The following is an 18,924-nucleotide window of genomic DNA, read 5'->3' as shown; positions in this document are numbered from 1 at the left end:
GCGGCGTCAGGTCAGCGCCGACCAGGCGGCGACGCCGAGCACCAGCAGCAACCCGAGCATGGCCTGCAGCAGCAGCGGCGGGCCCAGGTGCGTCCAGAGCGTCGCGGTACGCGGGGTGAGCAGCTGCCCGGTGGTGAGGTTGACGATCCGCTCGATCCGCGGCGGCAGGTCGGGGTCGCGCTGCGGTCGCAGGGTCAGCTGGACGTGGTCGGCGGGGTGCAGCGCGCTCTGCGGCAGGTGTCCGTGCAGCTCGACCTCGTAGAGCCCGCCGGTGTTGTCGCGCAGCCGCACCGGGGTGACCAGATATTCGGGTCCCTTGGTCAGGTCCTTCCAGCGCCGCCGAGCCCCGCCGCCGCTGCCGGGCAGGACGGCGCGCACCACCCGCATCAGCAGCGCGCCCACGCCGGCCGCCGCCAGCACGGCGATCAGGACCGGCTTGCCGACGGCGATCTCCCGTGTGTACCCCTCCAGGAACCGGACCACCCGGCCGGTGAAGATCCGCTGCGTCGGATGTGCGATCCGCCGGGTATCGAGTCCGCTGTCCATGACCACCACCGAGAGTCCTGATCCGTTCACTGATGGTATCCGCGTGGCGGGTTGAACGGCGTGAATGAAACCTGGTCACGCACTCATGTCCGGCCAGGTGACATTCCGGGCGGCACGGGTATGCGCAGGGCCGAGCTGGAAAGGGGTCGAGCATGCAGCTGTCCTTCCTGCGCCCGCTCTACGACCGCCCCGGGCCGTGGTGCTCGGTGTACCTGGACGCGTCGGCGGACACGCACGACGCCCACCCGGCGCTCGACCTGCGCTGGCGGGCACTGCAGGGCCAACTGATCGACCAGGGGGCGGACGAGCCGACGGTCGCCGCGCTGGACCGGGTGATCCGGGGGCACGACCCGATGCCGGGGGACTACGGCCTGGCCGCCTTCGCCACTCGCGGCCAGGTGGTGCTCACCGAGTTCCTCTCCGCACCACCACTGCGCGACCTCGCCTCCTACGCGCCGCTGCCGCACGTGATGCCGCTGCTCGCTCAGCGGGGCGAACAGGTGGCCTGGGTGCGGGTGCTGGCGGACCGGACCGGCGCGGACGCGATGGCGGTCAGTGCCGGGGGAGTGCCGCGTCGGGCGCACATAGTCGGCCGCGAGAGCTTCCAACTGCGCCGGGTGCAGCCGGGTGGCTGGTCGCAGTCGCGCTACCAGCGCGCGGCCATGGAGGCGTGGCACCACAACGCCGGTGACGTGACCGCCGCTACCGTCGAGCTGGCCGAGAAGGTCGGCGCGGACGTGGTGGTGGTCGCCGGGGACATCCGGGCCACCGGAATGATCGCCGCGCAGATGCCGGTGCGCTGGCAGGATCTGGTGGTCCGCACCGATGCCGGCTCCCGGGCCGGTGGCGCCGACCAGACCCTCCTGGACGACCTGACCGTGCAGACCATCGCCGAGGTGGCCGACCAGCGGATCACCGCGGCCCTGGACCGGTTCGGCACCCAGGAGGACGTCGGCGCCGGTCTCGCGGCCGTGGTCGCCGCACTGCAACGCAACCAGGTCGACAACATGCTGATCGTGGACGACCCGTCCGCCAACGGTGAGCTGTGGATCGGCCCGGAGCCGACGGAGATCGCCGTCGACCCGGGGCAGCTGAGCGCCATGTCGGTCGACGATCCGCAGCGGGTACGCGCCGACGCGGCCCTGGTACGCGCGCTCGTCGGCACCGACGCCGAGCTGACCGTGCTCGGCCCCGACGAGGCGCCGGAGCTGACCGACGGGGTCGGCGCGGTGCTGCGGTACGTGGACGCGAGCACCCCGGGGCGCGGCAATGGCTGACCGGATCGCCGCCGATCTGGTGGTCGAACGGCTGCGCGCCTGGCGGGTCCCGCGGGCCTTCGGCTACCCGGGCGCGGCCATCGCCCCGCTCGTCGCGGCGCTGGACCGCGCCGGTGGCGACCCGGAGTTCGTGCCGGCGCGGCACGAGGAGGCCGCCGCCTTCATGGCGACCGGGCACGCGAAGTTCACCGACGGTATCGGGGTCTGCCTCGCCACCCAGGGTCCGAGCGCGGTGCAGCTGCTCAACGGCCTCTACGACGCCAAGCTGGACAGCAAGCCGGTCGTGGCGCTCGTCGGTGAGGACATCTCCGGCCCGCTGGGCGGCGCGCACCAGGAGATCGGGCTGACCCGCCTCTTCGCCGACGTGTGCAACCAGTTCGTCCACTACGCGCGCAGTGCCGCCCAGGTGCCGACCCTGCTCGACCAGGCGTTCCGCACCGCCGCGGCGACCCGCAGCCCGGTCTGCGTGGTCCTGCCGCGAGAGGTGCAGGAGGCGGCCGTACCCGACCTTCAGGCGTACGGCATCGGCGTGATCACCGCGACGCCCGGTGAGCCGTTGGCCCGGGTGCTTCCGCACGAGGTGGACCTGGCGGCCGCCGCGCAGCTGCTCGGTGCCGGCCAGCGGGTGGCGATCCTGGTCGGGCAGGGGGCCCAGGACGCGGAGGACGAGGTCGTGGCGCTCGCCGACCGGCTCGGCGCCGGAGTGGCCTGCTCGCTGCTCGGCAAGCCGGTGCTCGACGAGCGGTTGCCGTACCACGCCGGCGTGCTCGGCGAGGCGGGCACGCGTGCCGCCGCCGAGCTGATGGGCGGCTGCGACACGCTCTTGCTGGTGGGTACCAACGACCCGTGGACCAGCTACCTGCCGATGCCCGGGCAGGCGCGCACGGTGCAGATCGACATCGACGGCCGCCGGGTCGGCAGCCGTTACCCGGTGGACGTCCCGCTGGTCGGTGACGCGGCCGAGACGCTGCGGGCGCTGCTGGCGCGGGTGCCGGACCGGCCGAGCCCGCAGTGGCGGGCCACGGTGGAGAATTCGGTGGACCGCTGGCGGCGGGAGCTGGTCGACCGGGCGAGCGCGCCGGCCGAGCCGGTGAACCCGCAACTGGTTCTCCAGGAACTCTCCTCGCGGTTGCCGCGTACCGGTGCGGTCGCTGTGGACGTCGGGTCGGTCATCTACTGGTACGCGCGTCACCTTGAGTTGCAGCCCGGCGTGAACGCGCAGCTGTGCGGCACGCTCGGTTCGATGGGGTGCGCCCTGCCGTACGCGGTCGCGGCCAAGCTCGCCGCACCGGACCAGCCGGTGATCGCGCTGCTCGGCGACGGCGCCATGCAGCTCAACGGTCTGGCCGAACTGGTCACCGTGGCCCACCACTGGCCCCGTTGGCAGGATCCGCGGCTGGTGGTGCTGGTGCTGAACAACCGCGACCAGTCCGGCACGGGTGCCGGTCGCCAGCCGGTCACCGACCCGGCTCAGCGCCGCCCCGACGTGCCGTACGCCGGCTGGGCCCGGCTGCTGGGGCTGCACGGCATACGGGTGGACCGCCCGGAGTTGGTCGGGGCCGCCTGGGACGAGGCGCTGGCCGCGGACCGTCCCTGCGTCGTGGAGGCGGTGGTCGACGCCGCCGTGCCGCTCGCGCCGCCCGAGCCGGCGTTGGCCGACCTGCGGAGTCTCTTCGCCGACGGCGACGCCGCCCGCCGGGTCCGCGAGCAGGTGGACCGGCAGATCTCGGTGGCCGCGGACGACATCGTCTAGCCAGCCGCCGCGACCCGCCACCGACCCGCGTTGATCATGAAGTTATCGCCTCGACACGCCGGGGCGGAGCGCAACAACTTCATGATCAACAAGGGGGCGGGGGTGCGCTGGGACACGGCTTCGGGAAGGGGCCGGATCGGGCAGGACACCGCCAACCGGCCGGTACCGGCGAAGTGTCCCCGATCAGCGGATTGGACCCGGCAGGTGGCGGAGGGCCCGTTTGAACCGCATCGGGACGGGAAGCCGGGCCGCGTGGTGAGCGAACGAGGCAAGGTGGGGCCGGTGCACAAGGTGCACGAGGGGCTCGTGGCAGCGGACGCCGGCCTGGCCGGCGACCGGGTCGTCACGGGCGGCAGCGTGGCACGTGTCCTGGTCGCCGCCGCGGCCCGTGCCCTGCGCGGTGCGGACTGCGCCGACCTGGGGCATCCGGGCCCGGCGTCCCGGTTCCCCGGCGCCCCTGATCCCGTCCGCCGGGCGGCGGTCACCCGGGCGGCCGGACGGGTGGCGCTCACCGCCGCGCAGGTCGCCGACGTCGACGCGGAGCGGGTGGCGCGCTGGTTCGTCGACCAGTACCCCCGCCGCAACTACCCGGGCGTCGTCATCGGCTCGCCGCACGGCGCCGCCGTACACCTGGCGGTCGCCCTCGGGGTGCCCTGGCTGCCCGCCGGCTTCGAGATGACCGTGCACTGGGCGCAGGGCGCGGTGGACCGCCCCGGCGCCGCGTTGGACCACGGGACGGCGCTCGTCGCGCGCCTGCTCGCCGGCAACGACGACCTGCACGTGCGCCAGGTGCACTGCCCGGCGAGCCGGGGCGCCTTGGCCGGAGCGACAATCATGCTCGCGGCCCGGTGGCGGACGCTGCCCGCGGCGTACCGGCGGTTCCTGGGCGACCGGCTGGCCCCGGGCGCGCCGGTGCTGCTGCTGCGCGACGCGCGGACCTGGCCGGTGGTGGAGGTGGGGCAGGGGCACAGCTTCCAGGTCGGTTGTCCGGCCAGCGGGCTGGACCCCGTCGACTTCCATCCGGACAGCCACGCCCTGCGTCAGGTGCTTCGCTCCGCGGGTGGCGACGCGGCCCGCTGGGAACCTCCACAGGTCTCCTCACCATCCGGGTACGCCGAGCACGGCGTGGAGTCGGGTTTCGAACTGAGCGCCCGGGACTGGGCCGGGCGTCACGAAGGGATCCTGCACCGAGTGCTCTTCCCCCGGCCCGAGGGGCTCAGCGCCGTCGTGGCGGACCTCTACCGCCGGTGGCTGCGGGCCGCGGGCAAGACCGGTGACCGGCTGGTGGTGGAGTGCGGTCGGCTGCTCGACCCGTGGCAGGTGGTGCGGGCCGGGCTGGTGCCGTACTGGTGCGAGAACGCGACGCGGCGCAGCGTCGAGGGGGTCGAGTGGTGGCTCGCCGGCAGCGAGCCGTACAGCTCCGTGGACGTGCTGCCCGAACCGCCCGGGGTCCGTTCGCCCGCCCTCGCCGGTCTGCCGCAGTGGCTCGCGGTGGCCGGCTTCGGCCGCCGCCGCCGGGCCCTGGACCGTACCTCCGCGCGGGGCTACCCCGTCGCCTCCGTGCCCACCCGTCGGGCCACCGAGGTGCTGCGGGCCCAGCCGTACGACCTTCCGGCGCCGCCCGCGTTGACCGTGGCCGAGGCGTTGGCCGTGTTCCGCGACGGCGGCACCCACCAGGGATTGCTCGTCTCCTGAAGGCGCGCCCGGCTCTCTTGCGGCAAGCCCAGCGAAACATCCTCGCGAACCCGGGATCCCGTGATTGAGTACCTACGGAGCGGGAACATCGCAGGCTGCGATGGACTGATCACGTTGCGCAGCGTGGTGTCGTCGCCCCGCTGGCGTCCCAGTCACGTAACCCACTTCCGGCCCGGTGCGTGGTCCGACCACGCGCACGACCGGCTTTCCCAATCCGGGCGGGGGACCTTCCTGAGGGAGGCGCGGATGTTCGGAAAGACCGCCACAAGCACACCACCACCCACCGAGCGAGGCCTGGAGGACCTCGACGCGGCCGCATTGGCGTACGCGGCGCGGATCGAGGGACTACCGCCCGAACGGCGACAGGAGGCCCGCGACGACCTGGTGCGGTTCGCCCTGCCGTTCGCCGGCCGGCTCGCCCGTCGCTACCGGGGGCGGGGGGAACCGCTGGAGGATCTGGAGCAGGTGGCCCGGCTGGGGCTGGTGAACGCTGTCGACCGGTACGACCCGGAACGGGGCTCCTTCACCGCGTACGCGGCCATCACGATCGTGGGCGAGATCAAGCGGCACTTCCGAGACCGGACGTGGGGCGTACACGTACCCCGTCGGCTACGTGACCTGATCCTCGAGGTCGGGCAGGCCACCGCGGCGCTGACCAGCGAACTGTCCCGGGCGCCGACGGTGGCCGAACTGGCCCAGCGGCTGGAGACACCGGAGGAGGAGATCCTCGCCGCGTTGGAGTCGGCCGCCGGCTACAGCCCGGCCTCGCTCAACGCCCCGGTCGGCGGGGAGAGCTCGGCCGAGTTCGGTGACCTGGTCGGCGAGTCCGACAACGCGCTGGAATCCGTCGACGACCGGGTCACGGTCAGTGGACTGCTGCACCGCCTGCCCTGGCGGGAGCGGCGGATCCTGGCCATGCGGTTCTACGGCAACCAGACCCAGGCGGAGATCGCGGCCCGGTTCGGCATCTCGCAGATGCACGTCTCCCGGCTGCTGTCGCGCGCGCTGACCTGGCTGCGCCAGGCGATGCTCGCCGACACGCCGCCGCCGTGGCAGAACGGCGCGGCCGAGAGCGAGTCGACCAAGTCACGCATCTCGGTGCGGCAGAACGGCGACCGGGTGGTGGTCGAGGTCGGCGGCGACGTCGACCGCGACGGCGCGGACCAGCTGCGCCGGGCGATGCTGGAGGCGGTCACCGGCCAGCCGAGCGAGGTCGTGGTCGACCTGGTCGGCGCGGGCGGGGTCGACGCCGGTGGAATCGCCGCGCTCGTGGCCGGCCGGGAGGCGGCCGCCCGCACCGGCGTACCGCTGCGCCTCACCCGGGTGCAACCGGCGGTGCGTCGCTCGCTGACCGCCGCCGGCCTGCCACCGGCCCGCGACTGATCGGCCCGTCCGGGTCGCACCGCGGCATGCGGGAAGGGGCCCCCGGAAACACCTGCCAGGCGTTTCCGGGGGCCCCTTCCTTCGTTCGGCCCGCGTGCCCGTCACTGCTCCGGCTGGTCGCCGTGGCTGCGCGGGTGGCTCCACTCGTCGTTCTCCTGCGGCGCGCGATGCGCCCCGAGCGGGTTGCCCTCCGGCTCGTCGGTCTCCTCGAAGCTCGGCCGACGGACCTGCTCCGGGTCCGGCACGTGCACCGGACGGGCGCCGGACTGCGGCGCCGGCACGTACTCCTCCGCCTCGCGGGGGCCGTGCGCGCCCTCGGCGGACGGCGATTCGGGCAGCTGGGTGACGTGTCGCAGCTCGTCATGGAACTTCTGCGGCGGCCGGGTGGTGCGCTGCGGCAGGTCGCCACCGAGGTCGGAGACGACCGCGCCGTACTTGGCGTCGAAGGCCGGCCGCTCGGAACGGATGCGGGGCATCCGATCGAAGTTGCGCAGCGGTGGCGGGCACGTCGTGGCCCACTCCAGTGAGTTGCCGAACCCCCAGGGGTCGTCCACCGTCACCTGCGCCCCGTACCGCCAGGTCTTCCAGACGTTGTAGATGAAGAACAGGGTGGACGCGCCGAGCACGAACGACCCGAGGGTGGAGATCGTGTTCAGCATGGTGAATCCGTCGGTGGGCAGGTAGTCGACGTAGCGGCGCGGCATGCCCTCGCTGCCCAGCCAGTGCTGTACGAGGAACGTGGCGTGGAAGCCCAGGAACATCGTCCAGAAATGGACCTTGCCGAGGCGTTCGTCGAGTAGCCGGCCGGTCATCTTCGGGAACCAGAAGTACACGCCGCCGAAGGCGGCGAAGACGATCGTGCCGAAGAGTACGTAGTGGAAGTGGGCGACGACGAAGTAGGTGTCGGTGACGTGGAAGTCGACCGGCGGGCTGGCCAGCAGCACGCCCGTGAGCCCGCCCAGCAGGAAGGTCACCAGGAAGCCGATGGCGAACAGCATCGGCGTCTCGAAGGTGAGTTGCCCCTTCCACATCGTGCCGATCCAGTTGAAGAACTTCACCCCGGTCGGCACGGCGATGAGGTAGCTCAGGATGCTGAAGAACGGCAGCAGCACCTGCCCGGTGGCGAACAGGTGGTGCGCCCAGACCGTCATCGACAGCACGGTGATCGCGATGGTGGCGAGCACCAGCCCCAGGTAACCGAAGATCGGTTTGCGCGAGAACACGGGCAGGATCTCGGTGACGATGCCGAAGAACGGCAGCGCCACGATGTAGACCTCGGGATGGCCGAAGAACCAGAACAGGTGCTGCCAGAGCATCGGTCCGCCGGTGGCCGGGTCGAACACGTGCGCGTTCAACAGCCGGTCCGCGCCCAGCGCGAGCAGCGCCGCGGCGAGCAGCGGGAAGACCAGGATCACCAGCACGCTGGTGAGCAGGATGTTCCAGGTGAAGATCGGCATCCGGAACATCGTCATGCCGGGTGCGCGCAGGGTCAGGATCGTGGTGATCATGTTGACCGCGCCGAGGATCGTCCCCAGTCCGGAGATGACCAGGCCGACGAGCCACATGTTGCCGCCGACGCCGGGGGAGTGCTCCACGTCGGAGAGCGGGGTGAATGCGAACCAGCCGAAGTCCGCCGCCCCGCCCGGGACGAGGAAGCTGCCGAGCACGATCGATCCGCCGAACAGGTAGAGCCAGTAGGCGAGCGCGTTGAGTCGGGGGAAGGAGACGTCCGGGGCGCCGATCTGGAGCGGCACGATGTAGTTCCCGAACGCGAATACCAGTGGCGTCGCGAAGAGCAACAGCATCACCGTGCCGTGCATGGTGAACAGCTGGTTGTACTGCTCGGGGGAGAGGAACTGCAGCCCGGGCCGGGCCAACTCCCCCCGCATGAGCATCGCCATCACCCCGCCGATCACGTAGAACGTGAACGACGTGGTGAGGTACATCAGGCCGATGAGCTTGGCGTCGGTGGTGCCGAGGAGCTTGACGATGGTGCTACCGCGGACCACCTCGCGGAACGGGCCGGGATAACCGCCGAACTGCGCCGGTGCGAGGATCGCCGGGCCTCTGTCCCGGCCCGGCTCCGTCGTGACCCGCTTGGGCATGGCCTCACCCCCGTCGTCGCGTAAGAGGACGGGCGTGACTACCCGCCCCTGCCCTATGAAACCAGGCTGAAGGGGTATACCGGGTCAATTCGCAGTGTCGGGCCGATACTCGGTCAGATCGCCGGCACCATAGCCCAGACCGCCTTTCCGTCCCCGGCCGGCACGCTGCCCCAGCGCTGCGCCAGCTGACGGACGAGCAGCAGCCCCCGGCCGCCCTCGGTGCGGACGTCGGGAGTGCGCGCCTGGACGGCCTGCCGGCTGCCGTCGACGACGGCGATGTGCAGGTACGGCCGGCGCAGGGTCAACGTGACCTGCATCGGCGTGCCGGCGTGCCGGACCACGTTGCCGACCAGTTCGCTGAGGACCACCGAGGCGGGACCGGCGACCTCCGGCAGTTGCCACCGGGCGCACGCGTCGCTCACCAGTTCACGGGCCCGCCGGCAGGCTTCCGCGACGGGCTCCAGCCGGGCCTGCAGCCGAGGTGCGGCGGCCGCTCCGGCCGCCCGGGTCGCCTCGGCGCAGTCCCGCCGGACCGGCACCACCCGGCACGCGGTGGACTCGGCCAGCCAGCGTGCGGCCGTCGGCGGCGGGGCACAGAGCACGACCGGTACGGACGGCCACTCCTCGGCGCGGCGGGCCGTGGCGGCGAAGACGGCCAGTGCCAGGCGGTCCTCAACGGCGACCGCGCCCAGGTCGACCACGAGGGCGTCGGGCTGGGCGGCCAGGCAGGTGTCGAGCGTCCGGTGCACCGCCCGCATCGTGCCCAGGTCGAGGATCCCGTCGAGCCGGACGACGGTCACCGGCGACCCGTCGCGCACCTCGCAGGTGATCCGGCTCGACATCTCGCCCTGGCCCTCTCGCGTCTCATCGGTGGGACCCTCGAACTACCCCCGGGGCGAATCGACCAAACCGCGACGCCCGGCCTCACCCAGCCGTTCGCCGGGCGGTCAGCAGGCCGAGCGCGATCATGCCCGCGCCGAGGCCCAGGTGCAGCCAGTTGTCGGCGCCGTTGAGCGGGAGGAAGTTCGCCCCACTGTCGGCGTCCATCACCACGCCGTAGAGCCAGAGCACGAGATAGACGGCACCGCCGCCGACGAGGTACGCCCGGGCGCGGGTGACCGTTCGGGACAGCGCCAGCCCGACCACCCCGAACCCGAGATGGACGAGGTTGTGCAACACCGACACCTGGAACGTGTCGAACAGCGCGGCTCCCGAGTGGTGGCCGGCGAAACGTAGATCGTCGTAGGGGTTCGTGACCCCGGGTACGAAGCCGAGCACCCCGATGACGAGGAAGACGACCGCCACGATGCCGGTGACCCGCCGTACCGGTGCCTTGCCGTCGGCCGGATTGGGGCGGGCCCGGGAGTGCGCCATCGGTCCGATCACCGACGTCTCCTCCCTCTGCGGCCTCAGCCAGGCGCGGCTACCCGTGGACCGGCCCGGCAAACCGGCGACGACCGCTGGCCGCGCTCGCTGCCGGGCCGGTCCACGGGTCCTGCCCGTCGGCAGGTCCCCGGACGTCTCGCCGGCCCCCGCCGAGCCGGGATCAGGCCGCTTGAAGGTCGGCCGCCGGCGCCAGGTGGCGGACCCGTTCGTAGAGGGCGAGGTACCTCTCGGCCATCGCGGCCGGGGTGAAGCGGGCCACCGCCTCCCGGCGGCACTCGTCCGGGTCGAGCAGGCCGGTAGCCAGCACGAGCTCACCCAGCTCCTCCTCGCCGGTGGTGAGCAGCCCGGTGCGGCCGTGCTCGACGAGCTCGGGCAGGCAGCCCCGAGCGGTGGCGACCACAGGGGTGCCCAACGCCAGCGCCTCGACCACGGCCGTCCCGCCGGGTTCCTCCCAGCGCAGCGGGAACAGCGCCACGCGAGCCCCGGCGAGCAGCTCGTCGCGCTCCCGTCCGGCGACCGTTCCGACCCAGCGGACCAGGTCCCCGTCCACGTACGGCGCGACCTCGTCGTAGAAGAAGCGGACGTCCGGGTTCTGCCGGGCCTCCTCGCCGGCGGCGGCGAGGTCCGCCGGCCGGTGGTACGGCCCGACCGGCCCGGCCAGCACCAGCGGGAAGCCCACCTGCCGGGCGAGCCGGGCGCCCACGTCCTGCCCCTTGCCCGGGTTGATCCGGCCGAGCACGACCACGTGTTCGCCCTTCTCCGGCCGGGGCCGCCGATCGGCGCCCACCGCGAGCGGGGTGGACAGGTGCACGTGCCCCACCGAGTGGTCCTGCAAGGCGCGCGGCGCGCGGGCCAGCTGCGAGGCGGAGACGCCGTTGACCCGGACCCGGTCCCCGCCGTCGAGCCGGCCGTAGAGCGCGGGATGTTTGGTCAGATCCCAGTGCAGGGTGTGCAGCACCGGTGGCGCGTCCGGACCCATGGCGGTGAGCGTGGCCAGCCCCACCGCCTCGACGTGGTCGTGCACCAGGTCGATGTCGTCCCGGGCGTGCAGTTCCCGGACCACCCCGGCCAGGTGCGCCTGGGCGACCCCGCACACCTGGTTGTACGGCCGTTGCAGAGCGCCGAACTGGCCCTCGGGAAAGACCGACACCAACTCGTCGACCGGCAGCGCGCTGTCGGCCACGGAGGCGAGCACCACTCGGACGCCGAGGCGACGCAGCTCCGGCACCAGGGTCGCGATCACGTTCTCGATGCCGCCGTAGCCGGGCGGCGGCACGGACAGCCACGGACCGGCGTTCATCAGGACGGTGAGACTCATCGGGCCCGGCTCCTCTCCCGGGCGGCGTCGCCGGCCGTGGCCGCGCCACCGGTCGGCCTGTCGCTCACGCGGCCACGCGAGCGGCCGGTGCCCCTGCGGCGGTCGCGTCGAGCCGGCGGGGCGCTCACGCCGCCGCCACCCGCCGACGCGGCATCCGGTGCCGCAGCTCCGCCAGGGGCGGCCGCTCCTGGACGGACACGTCGCTGACCACGATCTCCCGCTCCAGGTTCGGCAGCCCCTCCGAGCCGCCCCGGCGGAACTGGGTCAGCAGCGGGGTCGGGTCGAGACCCGGGGCCGCCCAGCCGCGCCGCTGCAGCCGGGACCAGACGGTCAGCAGGATCTGCGCGGACATCCGGCCCAACGCGGCGGTGTCCTGATGCCGGTGCTTGCGCTCACCGAGGTCGACCTGGGCCAGCGCATCGAGCCCCACCAGCTCCAGCAGGTCGATGAGCATGGCCGTCTCCACCCCGTACCCGGAGACGAAGGGAACCTGGGCGAGCACGTCGCGCCGACCGGCGTACTCACCGGCGAGGGGCTGCACGAAGCCCGCCAGTTCGGGCCAGAACAGGTTCAACAGCGGCCGGGCCATCAGCTCCGTCACCCGCCCGCCACCGTCCGGCTCGACGCTCGTCGTACCGACCAGGGGTCGGTGGTAGAAGCCCTTGACGAAGTCGACCGACGGGTCGGTCAGCAACGGGCCGAGCAGGCCGGTCACGAAGTGTGGGCGGAACTCCCGCAGATCGGCGTCGACGAACGCCACCACATCCCCCTCGACGGCGGCGAGGCCGGCCCACAGCGCGTCGCCCTTGCCGGCCAGCCGGGGCAGCCCGCGGGTCATCGCGTCCTGGCTGACCACCTCGGCGCCCGCGGCCCGGGCCACCTGCGCGGTCCGGTCCGTGGACCGCGAGTCCACCACGATCAGTTCGTCGACCAGGGCGACCCGGTCCATCAGATGCTCGCGGATCGTCGCCACGATCGCGCCGACGGTCGCCTCCTCGTTGCGGGCTGGCAGCACCACGCTCACGCGACTGTCACCCTTGGCCCGCAACAGCCGTCGGGCGTCCCAATCGGCCGCCGAGGTCGTCCGGTAGGTGGCCCAGGCCTCCACCACCGGTGAGACGCTCGAATCAGTTTCCCGCACGGGCACACCCCCAGATCGTGGCCGAGAACGAACGTCTTTTTCCCACCGCCACCCTCGCGCTAACCAATCATGCCTAACGGCTTGATCGCGGCGTTCCCGCCGTGGACCGCACCCCGGGGACGTTTGGTTGCCCGCCCGGGTGGGGAGTGCTTGCCGCACGAGCTGCAGGGCCGGGCGGAGAGGCGGGGCCGATGGACAGGTGCCGGGTGGGGTTGGTCGGGGCCGGTGGCGTGGCGCAGCGCCACGCCCGGGTGCTGGCCGGGTTCGAGGACACGGAACTTCTCGGGGTCACCGACGTACGGCCCGCCGCGGCCGCGGCGCTCGCCGGCCTGCACGGTGTCCGGACGTTCCCGGACGTCGACACGCTGCTCGCGGCCCGGCCCGACGCGGTCTACGTCTGCGTGCCGCCCTTCGCGCACGGCCCGGTCGAGGAGGCCGTCGTGACCGCCGGGGTCCCGATGTTCGTGGAGAAGCCCGTCGCCGTGGACCTGGTCACCGCCGAGCGGGTCGCGGACCTGGTCGCCCGGCGCGGGCTGCTCACCGCGGTCGGTCACCACTGGCGGTACCTGTCGGTGGTGCAGCAGGCGCGGGACCTGCTCGCCGGTCGTACCGTCCGGATGGTCTCGGGTGCCTGGTGGGACAAGGTGCCGCCGGTCGAGTGGTGGTGCCGGCGGGACCGCTCCGGTGGCCCGGTGGTCGAGCAGGCCGCCCACGTGCTGGACCTGATCCGGGTGCTCGTCGGGGAGGCCGTCGAGGTGACCGCCTACGGCGACGGCGCCCCACCGCCGGTCGACGGCGCGGACATCGACTCGGTCACCGCCGCCGCGCTGCGCTTCGCCGGTGGTGCCGTCGGCACCCTGAGCACCGCCTGCGTGCTCGGCTGGAAGCACCGCGCCGGCCTGGAGATCCTCGCCGACGGTCTGGCGCTGACCCTGACCGAAGAGGGCTTGCTGGTCTGCGACCCCGACGGCGAGCGGCGGCTGCCCGCCGACCCGGAGACCGCCCGGGTGGCGGTGGACCGGGCCTTCGTCGACGCGGTCCGCGGCCTCGGCGACGACGTGCGCGTCCCGTACGCGGAGGCGCTGGCCACCCATCGGCTCGCGCTCGCGCTGGCCGACTCGGCCCGCACCGGCGGGCCGGTACGACTCGACGCCCCGGCCGCGGTGCCGCTGCGCAGTGCCGGGGTGACCGTCGATGCGTGACCGGGTGGTCGTGGTGGAGGAGCCCGGTCGGGTGGGTCTGGTCGAGCAGGATCCAGCGCCGCTGCGCCCGGGCACGTTCCGGGTGCGCACCCTGTTCAGTGGCGTCTCCGCGGGCACGGAGCTCAGCTACGTCAAGGGCACCAACCCCTACCTCCACGTCACCTGGGACGCCGACCTGGGCCTGTTCCGGCCCGGCACGCCCAGCACCCCGTATCCGGTGACCCGGCTGGGCTACATGCAGGTGGCCCGGGTGGTGGAGAGTGCCACTCCCGCCGTCGCCGAGGGCGCCGTGGGCGCGATGACGTACGGCCACCGCACCGGCTGGGTCGCCGACCCGGTCGCCGAGCGCTTCGTGCCGCTGCCCGACGACCTGGATCCGCTGCTCGGCGTCTACGTCGCCCACATGGGCCCGATCTGCGCCAACGGGCTGCTGCACGCCGCCGCCGACCTGTACGGCACCGACGTGCGGTCGCTCGGTGACGGGGTGCGCGGGCGCCGGGTCGCGGTGGTCGGCAGCGGCGTGGTGGCGCTGCTCACCGCGCTCTTCGCCCGGCGGCACGGCGCCGCCTCGGTGGTGGTGCTCGACCCGACGCCGCAGCGCCGGCAGGTCGCCGAGGCACTCGGGCTGGAGACCCTCGACCCGGACGCGGACGATCCGGCCGTGGTGCTCAAGACCCGCTGGGCGCACACGGCCGGCGACCGGGGCGCCGACGTCGTGTTCCAGTGCCGGGGTCAGGCCTGGGCACTGCGCCTGGCGCTGCGCCTGCTGCGCCCGCAGGGCACGGTGATCGATCTGGCCTTCTACCAGGCCGGAGCGGACGCCGTCCGGCTGGGCGAGGAATTCCACCACAACGGGCTCTCCGTCCGGTGCGCCCAGATCGGGCGGGTTCCCCGTGGCCTGGTCCCGGTCTGGGACCGGGAGCGGCTCTCGGCCGAGACGATCGACCTGCTGCGCGCGTACGGCGACCTGATCCGTAAGCACCTCGTCACAGCGGTGGTGCCGTTCGAGGACGCCCCTGTCCTGTTGACCGATCTCGCCGAGCGGCGCAGGCAGGAGCTGCAGGTCGTCCTCGCGGTGTGACCGGCTGGTCACCGCCCGGATCCGACATGCCGCCCGGGCGGGACGCGGAAGCCGCTCCGGTTCGCGTACCGTTGCCGCTCATGGGTGTGTCGCAACGGTTCAAGAGCAGGTTCCGGCGGTTCCTCCAGCGCCCGGGGACGACGGTTGACCTTGCCCCGCTGGAGAAGCTGCTGCCGGCGATCGAGGCGCGGGAGGAAGGCCTCCGCGCGCTGGACGACGCCGAACTCACCGAGGCCGCCGGCCAGGCCACGGGGTACGAGGAGATCTGCGCGATCGGCCGGGAGGCCGCCCACCGCGGGCTCGACCAACGGCCGTACGACGTCCAGTTGCTCGGCGCGATGGCGCTGCTCTCCGGCAAGGTCGCCGAGATGGCCACCGGCGAGGGCAAGACGCTCACCGCTGCCGTCGCGGCGTACGGGCACGTGCGGATGGGCAACGGCCCGGTGCACGTGCTCACCGTCAACGACTACCTGGCCCGTCGTGACGCCCAGTGGATGGAGCCGGTCTACACCCTGCTCGGCCTGACCGTGGGCTGGGTCAACGAGGCCTCCACGCCGCAGGAGCGCCGCGAGGCGTACGCCTGCGACGTCACGTACGTCTCGGTCAGCGAGGCGGGCTTCGACTACCTGCGCGACCAGCTCGTCACCGACATCGACGACCGGGTCCAGCCGCCGCTGTCCACCGCGATCGTCGACGAGGCCGACTCGATCCTGATCGACGAGGCGCGGGTGCCGATGGTGCTCGCCGGCGCGGTGGCCGGCGAGCAGGACCCGGTGCACGCCGCCGCCGCGCTGGTGCGCGGGCTGCGCAAGGGCCGGCACTACACCGTCGCCGAGGACGGCCGCAGCGTGGCGTTCACCTCCGCCGGGCTGGCCGCCATGGAGGCGAAGCTCGGCATCGACCTGTACGACGAGGAGCACGTCGAGCAGCTCTCCGCCGTGAACGTGGCACTGCACGCGCACGCGCTGCTGCACCGCGACGTGGACTACATCGTCCGGGACGGTTCGGTCGAGCTGATCGACGAGATGCGCGGCCGGGTGGCCCAGCGCCGCCGCTGGCCGGACGGGCTCCAGGCCGCGGTGGAGGCCAAGGAGGGCCTGGACGCCACCGCCGAGGGCGAGGTCCTGGGCACCATCGCCGTGCAGGCGTACATCGCCCTCTACCCGAAGGTCTGCGGCATGACCGCGACCGCGGTGCTCGTGGGTGACCAGCTGCGCGAGTTCTTCGGCCTGGAGGTGGCGGTGATCCCACCGAACACCCCCTGCATCCGCGAGGACGAGCCGGACCGCATCTACGCCACCCGGGCGGAGAAGGAGGAGGCGCTGATCGACGAGATCAAACGCTGCCACTCCGCCGGGCGGCCGGTGCTGGTCGGCACCCTCGACGTCAAGGAGTCCGAGCAGCTCGCCGCCGGTCTGCACGCCGCCGGTGTGCCGTGTGTGGTGCTCAACGCCAAGAACGACGACGAGGAGGCGGCGATCATCGCCGAGGCCGGTGCCTACGGCGCGGTGACCGTCTCCACCCAGATGGCCGGCCGCGGCGTGGACATCCGCCTCGGCGGGAGCGACCAGGCGGACCAGGAGCGGGTGGCCGAGCTGAACGGCCTGTACGTGATCGGCAGTGGCCGGCACGACAGCCGCCGGGTCGACGACCAGTTGCGCGGCCGGGCCGGCCGGCAGGGCGACCCGGGCGGTTCGGTCTTCTTCGTGAGCCTCGAGGACGACCTGGTCGTCCGGCACGCCGCCGACGCGGTGCCGCCGTCGCCGCGGATGAACGCCGACGGTCTGGTCACCGACGAACAGGTCGACTACGCGGTCGAGCACGCCCAGCGGGTCGCCGAAGGCGTCAACCACGAGATCCACCGCAACACCTGGCGCTACAGCGTCGTGATCGAGCAGCAGCGCAAGGCCCTGGCCGAGCGGCGTGAGCGGCTGCTCACCACCGACGTGGCCGCGCTCATGCTGCTCGACAAGGTGCCCGAGAAGGCCGGCGAGATGGACGAGGACCTGCTCGCCCGGGTGGCCCGCTCGATCGCGCTCTACCACCTCGACCGGCTCTGGGCCGAGCATCTCGCCGAGCTCTCTGAGGTGCGTGAGGGCGTGCACCTGCGCGCGCTGGGCCGGCTGGACCCGCTGGACGAGTTCCACCGGGCCGCCGTGCCGGCGTTCAACGAGCTGGTCCCGGAGATCGAGGCGCGTACGATCGCCACCTTCACCGAGACCGATTTCGATGAGGACTGGGAGCCGGACGAGGCGAAGCTCATGCGGCCGAGCGCCACTTGGACGTACCTCGTGCACGACAACCCGTTCGGCTCGGAACTCGACCGGTTGATCGCCTCCGTCGGGCGTCGGCTCACCGGCGCCTCACGCTGACCCCGCAGCGTCCGGCCGGCGCCGGCATCGCCGGCCGGACCTGCGTTTCAGCCCGTTTCGACCCAGGTAACCCCGGGTAGTAGGGCGGGTCCGAAGACTCGGGAGTGAGCAGACATGACACAGGTGATGGCACCGGCCGGGCGTGCCGAGACAGGCCGTGGGGCGGGGGCTGCACGCCCGTGAACCTCGACACCGACCAGCCGGCGGTGCCCACCGTCGGCGTGCTGGAGACTGCCGCGCTGCTGCGGGAGTTGACCGCAGGCCTGATAGCCGTGACCGATTTCGATGAGGCACTGGGCGCGCTCGTCCGGATCACCCGGGACGCCGTGGCCGGGGTGAGTTTCTGCGGATTCACCGCGCTGCGGGCCGGCCAGCCGGCCGGCGCGGCGGCCTCCGATCCGCGGCTCGCCGGCCTGGACGACCTCCGGTACGGCCCCGACTCGCCGTCGATGGACGCGATCCGACGCCGGGAGATGGTGCTGTCGGAGAACCTCGGTCGCGAACGGCGCTGGCCGGACTGGACGCCCCGCGCGGTCGACCTCGGCGTGCAGGGCGTGATCTCCGCCCCGCTCGACGTCGACGACCAGGTGCTCGGCGCGATCAACCTGTACGCCGGAGCCACCGACGCGCTCACCACCCAGCACCAGCTCACCGCGATGCTGCTCGCGGAACACGCCGGCCTGCTGCTGGCCGCCGTCCGGGACCGGGCCCGGCAGATCGAGGTCGCCGGCGAGCGGGACGCCTCCCTGCTGGACGGCGGAGTGGTCGGACAGGCGATCGGAGTGATCATGACCCAGCGCGGCTGCCCGGCCGAGGAGGCGCTCGAGGTGCTGCGCAGCGCCGCCGCCTCGCTGGACATACCGCTGCGGGAGGTGGCGGAACGGCTGGTGCGTACGGTCTCTCGCGCCCGCGAGAACTGAGCCGCGTCGCACCTTTCTCCGGTCTCGCGTCGTTTCACCCCGCGTGCGCCCGGGTAGCACCCTGGGCTCACCGATCGTCCGACCGGGGAGGCGACGATGCAGAGCCGGCTGCGGGTCCAGGGGCACCCGATTCAACCGATGCTGGTGACGTTCCCGTACGGGCTCTTCGTGAGCGCCGTCATCTTCGACCTGGCCGACGTGCTCGGCGGGCCGGCGTTCCTCGGCGAGGTCGGCTACTGGAGCGCGGTGGCCGCCCTGGTCGCCGCGGCCCTCGCCGCGATGGCCGGCATGGTCGACCTGTGGGACGTGCCCGGTGACCGCACCCGGCACACCGCGATCACCTTCAACCTGGTGAACCTGGCGATGGCCGGGCTGTTCCTGCTCGCCTGTCTGATCCGGGCCGACGCACCGCAGAACGGCGCGTCGCCGGTACTGCTCGGGACCGAACTGGCGGCGCTCGCCATCGGTGCGGTGGGGGTACGGCTCGGCGCCCGGCTGATGCGCCGGTTCGACGAGGGCCGAGCCGAGGCGACGACCTTCGACGCCCTGGGCGCGGTGTCCGGCTCGAGCACGGAGATCATTCGTCCCCGCCCCTGACGCAGGATCGTCCTTCCGCACGGCTCGGCACGGCACGGCGGCGCGAACGGTCCCGAGCGGCACCCTTCTCGCCCGCGCGGCCGCCCCGGCTGCACGCGCTGCACCGCCGCATCCGGGGCGACGGCCCGTTCGTCGCGCACGCCCGCCG

General features: G+C 73.0%; 15 protein-coding genes. 9 read left to right on the top strand and 6 right to left on the bottom strand.

Annotation, left to right across the window (positions count from 1 at the left end; translation table 11 throughout):
- Positions 1–6 precede the first annotated feature (6 nt).
- Positions 7–555 carry a hypothetical protein gene (locus AB0F98_RS30135; RefSeq protein WP_357742459.1) on the bottom strand — a complete coding sequence of 183 codons (549 nt, stop codon included), beginning with the start codon at positions 553–555 and terminating at the stop codon, positions 7–9.
- 143 nt (positions 556–698) lie between these two features.
- Here AB0F98_RS30135 and AB0F98_RS30130 point away from each other — a divergent pair, with 143 nt between their 5' ends.
- From AB0F98_RS30130 to AB0F98_RS30115, 4 genes are all read left to right on the top strand, one after another.
- Positions 699–1,823, top strand: coding sequence for a Vms1/Ankzf1 family peptidyl-tRNA hydrolase (locus AB0F98_RS30130; RefSeq protein WP_076473061.1), 1,125 nt, complete (start codon positions 699–701; stop codon positions 1,821–1,823).
- Positions 1,816–3,576 carry a thiamine pyrophosphate-binding protein gene (locus AB0F98_RS30125; RefSeq protein WP_357742407.1) on the top strand — a complete coding sequence of 587 codons (1,761 nt, stop codon included), beginning with the start codon at positions 1,816–1,818 and terminating at the stop codon, positions 3,574–3,576. Before AB0F98_RS30130 ends, AB0F98_RS30125 begins: the two co-directional genes overlap by 8 nt.
- A gap of 282 nt (positions 3,577–3,858) precedes the next feature.
- The gene (locus tag AB0F98_RS30120; RefSeq protein WP_357742404.1) at positions 3,859–5,271 is read left to right on the top strand and encodes a hypothetical protein; all 1,413 of its coding nucleotides are present in this window, start codon (positions 3,859–3,861) and stop codon (positions 5,269–5,271) included.
- Between the two features lie 246 nt (positions 5,272–5,517).
- On the top strand, positions 5,518–6,654 hold the full coding sequence (locus tag AB0F98_RS30115) for a SigB/SigF/SigG family RNA polymerase sigma factor (protein ID WP_357742402.1): 1,137 nt from the start codon (positions 5,518–5,520) through the stop codon (positions 6,652–6,654).
- 101 nt (positions 6,655–6,755) lie between these two features.
- Here AB0F98_RS30115 and ctaD read toward each other — a convergent pair whose 3' ends face one another.
- The 5 genes from ctaD to AB0F98_RS30090 form a co-directional block, all read right to left on the bottom strand.
- Entirely contained in the window at positions 6,756–8,759 is a 2,004-nt protein-coding gene (gene ctaD, locus AB0F98_RS30110; protein WP_357742399.1) for a cytochrome c oxidase subunit I, read from the bottom strand.
- A 113-nt stretch (positions 8,760–8,872) separates the two neighbouring features.
- On the bottom strand, positions 8,873–9,601 hold the full coding sequence (locus AB0F98_RS30105; RefSeq protein ID WP_357742396.1) for an ATP-binding protein: 729 nt from the start codon (positions 9,599–9,601) through the stop codon (positions 8,873–8,875).
- An 82-nt stretch (positions 9,602–9,683) separates the two neighbouring features.
- Positions 9,684–10,145 (bottom strand): DUF4383 domain-containing protein, encoded by a 462-nt coding sequence (locus tag AB0F98_RS30100; RefSeq protein WP_357742393.1) that lies wholly within the window; start codon positions 10,143–10,145, stop codon positions 9,684–9,686.
- A 160-nt stretch (positions 10,146–10,305) separates the two neighbouring features.
- Positions 10,306–11,463: a glycosyltransferase gene (locus AB0F98_RS30095; protein ID WP_357742391.1), complete on the bottom strand. Its 1,158-nt coding sequence runs from the start codon at positions 11,461–11,463 to the stop codon at positions 10,306–10,308.
- Positions 11,464–11,587: 124 nt separating this feature from the next.
- Complete coding sequence (locus tag AB0F98_RS30090) at positions 11,588–12,571, bottom strand: glucosyl-3-phosphoglycerate synthase (RefSeq protein WP_357742456.1); 984 nt, start codon at positions 12,569–12,571, stop codon at positions 11,588–11,590.
- A gap of 224 nt (positions 12,572–12,795) precedes the next feature.
- Here AB0F98_RS30090 and AB0F98_RS30085 point away from each other — a divergent pair, with 224 nt between their 5' ends.
- The 5 genes from AB0F98_RS30085 to AB0F98_RS30065 all read left to right on the top strand — a co-directional run bounded on the left by AB0F98_RS30085 (position 12,796) and on the right by AB0F98_RS30065 (position 18,776).
- A complete protein-coding gene (locus AB0F98_RS30085; RefSeq protein WP_357742388.1) occupies positions 12,796–13,806 on the top strand; it encodes a Gfo/Idh/MocA family oxidoreductase in 1,011 nt (336 codons plus the stop codon).
- On the top strand, positions 13,799–14,887 hold the full coding sequence (locus tag AB0F98_RS30080; protein WP_357742385.1) for a zinc-binding dehydrogenase: 1,089 nt from the start codon (positions 13,799–13,801) through the stop codon (positions 14,885–14,887). Before AB0F98_RS30085 ends, AB0F98_RS30080 begins: the two co-directional genes overlap by 8 nt.
- A gap of 80 nt (positions 14,888–14,967) precedes the next feature.
- Positions 14,968–17,259, top strand: coding sequence for an accessory Sec system translocase SecA2 (secA2, locus tag AB0F98_RS30075; RefSeq protein WP_357742382.1), 2,292 nt, complete (start codon positions 14,968–14,970; stop codon positions 17,257–17,259).
- A 179-nt stretch (positions 17,260–17,438) separates the two neighbouring features.
- Positions 17,439–18,179, top strand: a complete 741-nt coding sequence (locus tag AB0F98_RS30070; protein ID WP_357742379.1) for a GAF and ANTAR domain-containing protein — start codon at positions 17,439–17,441, stop codon at positions 18,177–18,179.
- 96 nt (positions 18,180–18,275) lie between these two features.
- The gene (locus tag AB0F98_RS30065; RefSeq protein ID WP_357742377.1) at positions 18,276–18,776 is read left to right on the top strand and encodes a DUF2231 domain-containing protein; all 501 of its coding nucleotides are present in this window, start codon (positions 18,276–18,278) and stop codon (positions 18,774–18,776) included.
- Positions 18,777–18,924: the final 148 nt, after the last annotated feature.

Origin of the sequence: Micromonospora sp. NPDC023737, assembly GCF_040639715.1 — a bacterium.
Lineage (GTDB): Bacteria > Actinomycetota > Actinomycetes > Mycobacteriales > Micromonosporaceae > Micromonospora.
The sequence above is the reverse complement of the archived record's forward strand: the minus strand, read 5'-3'. Positions and strand labels throughout refer to the sequence as shown.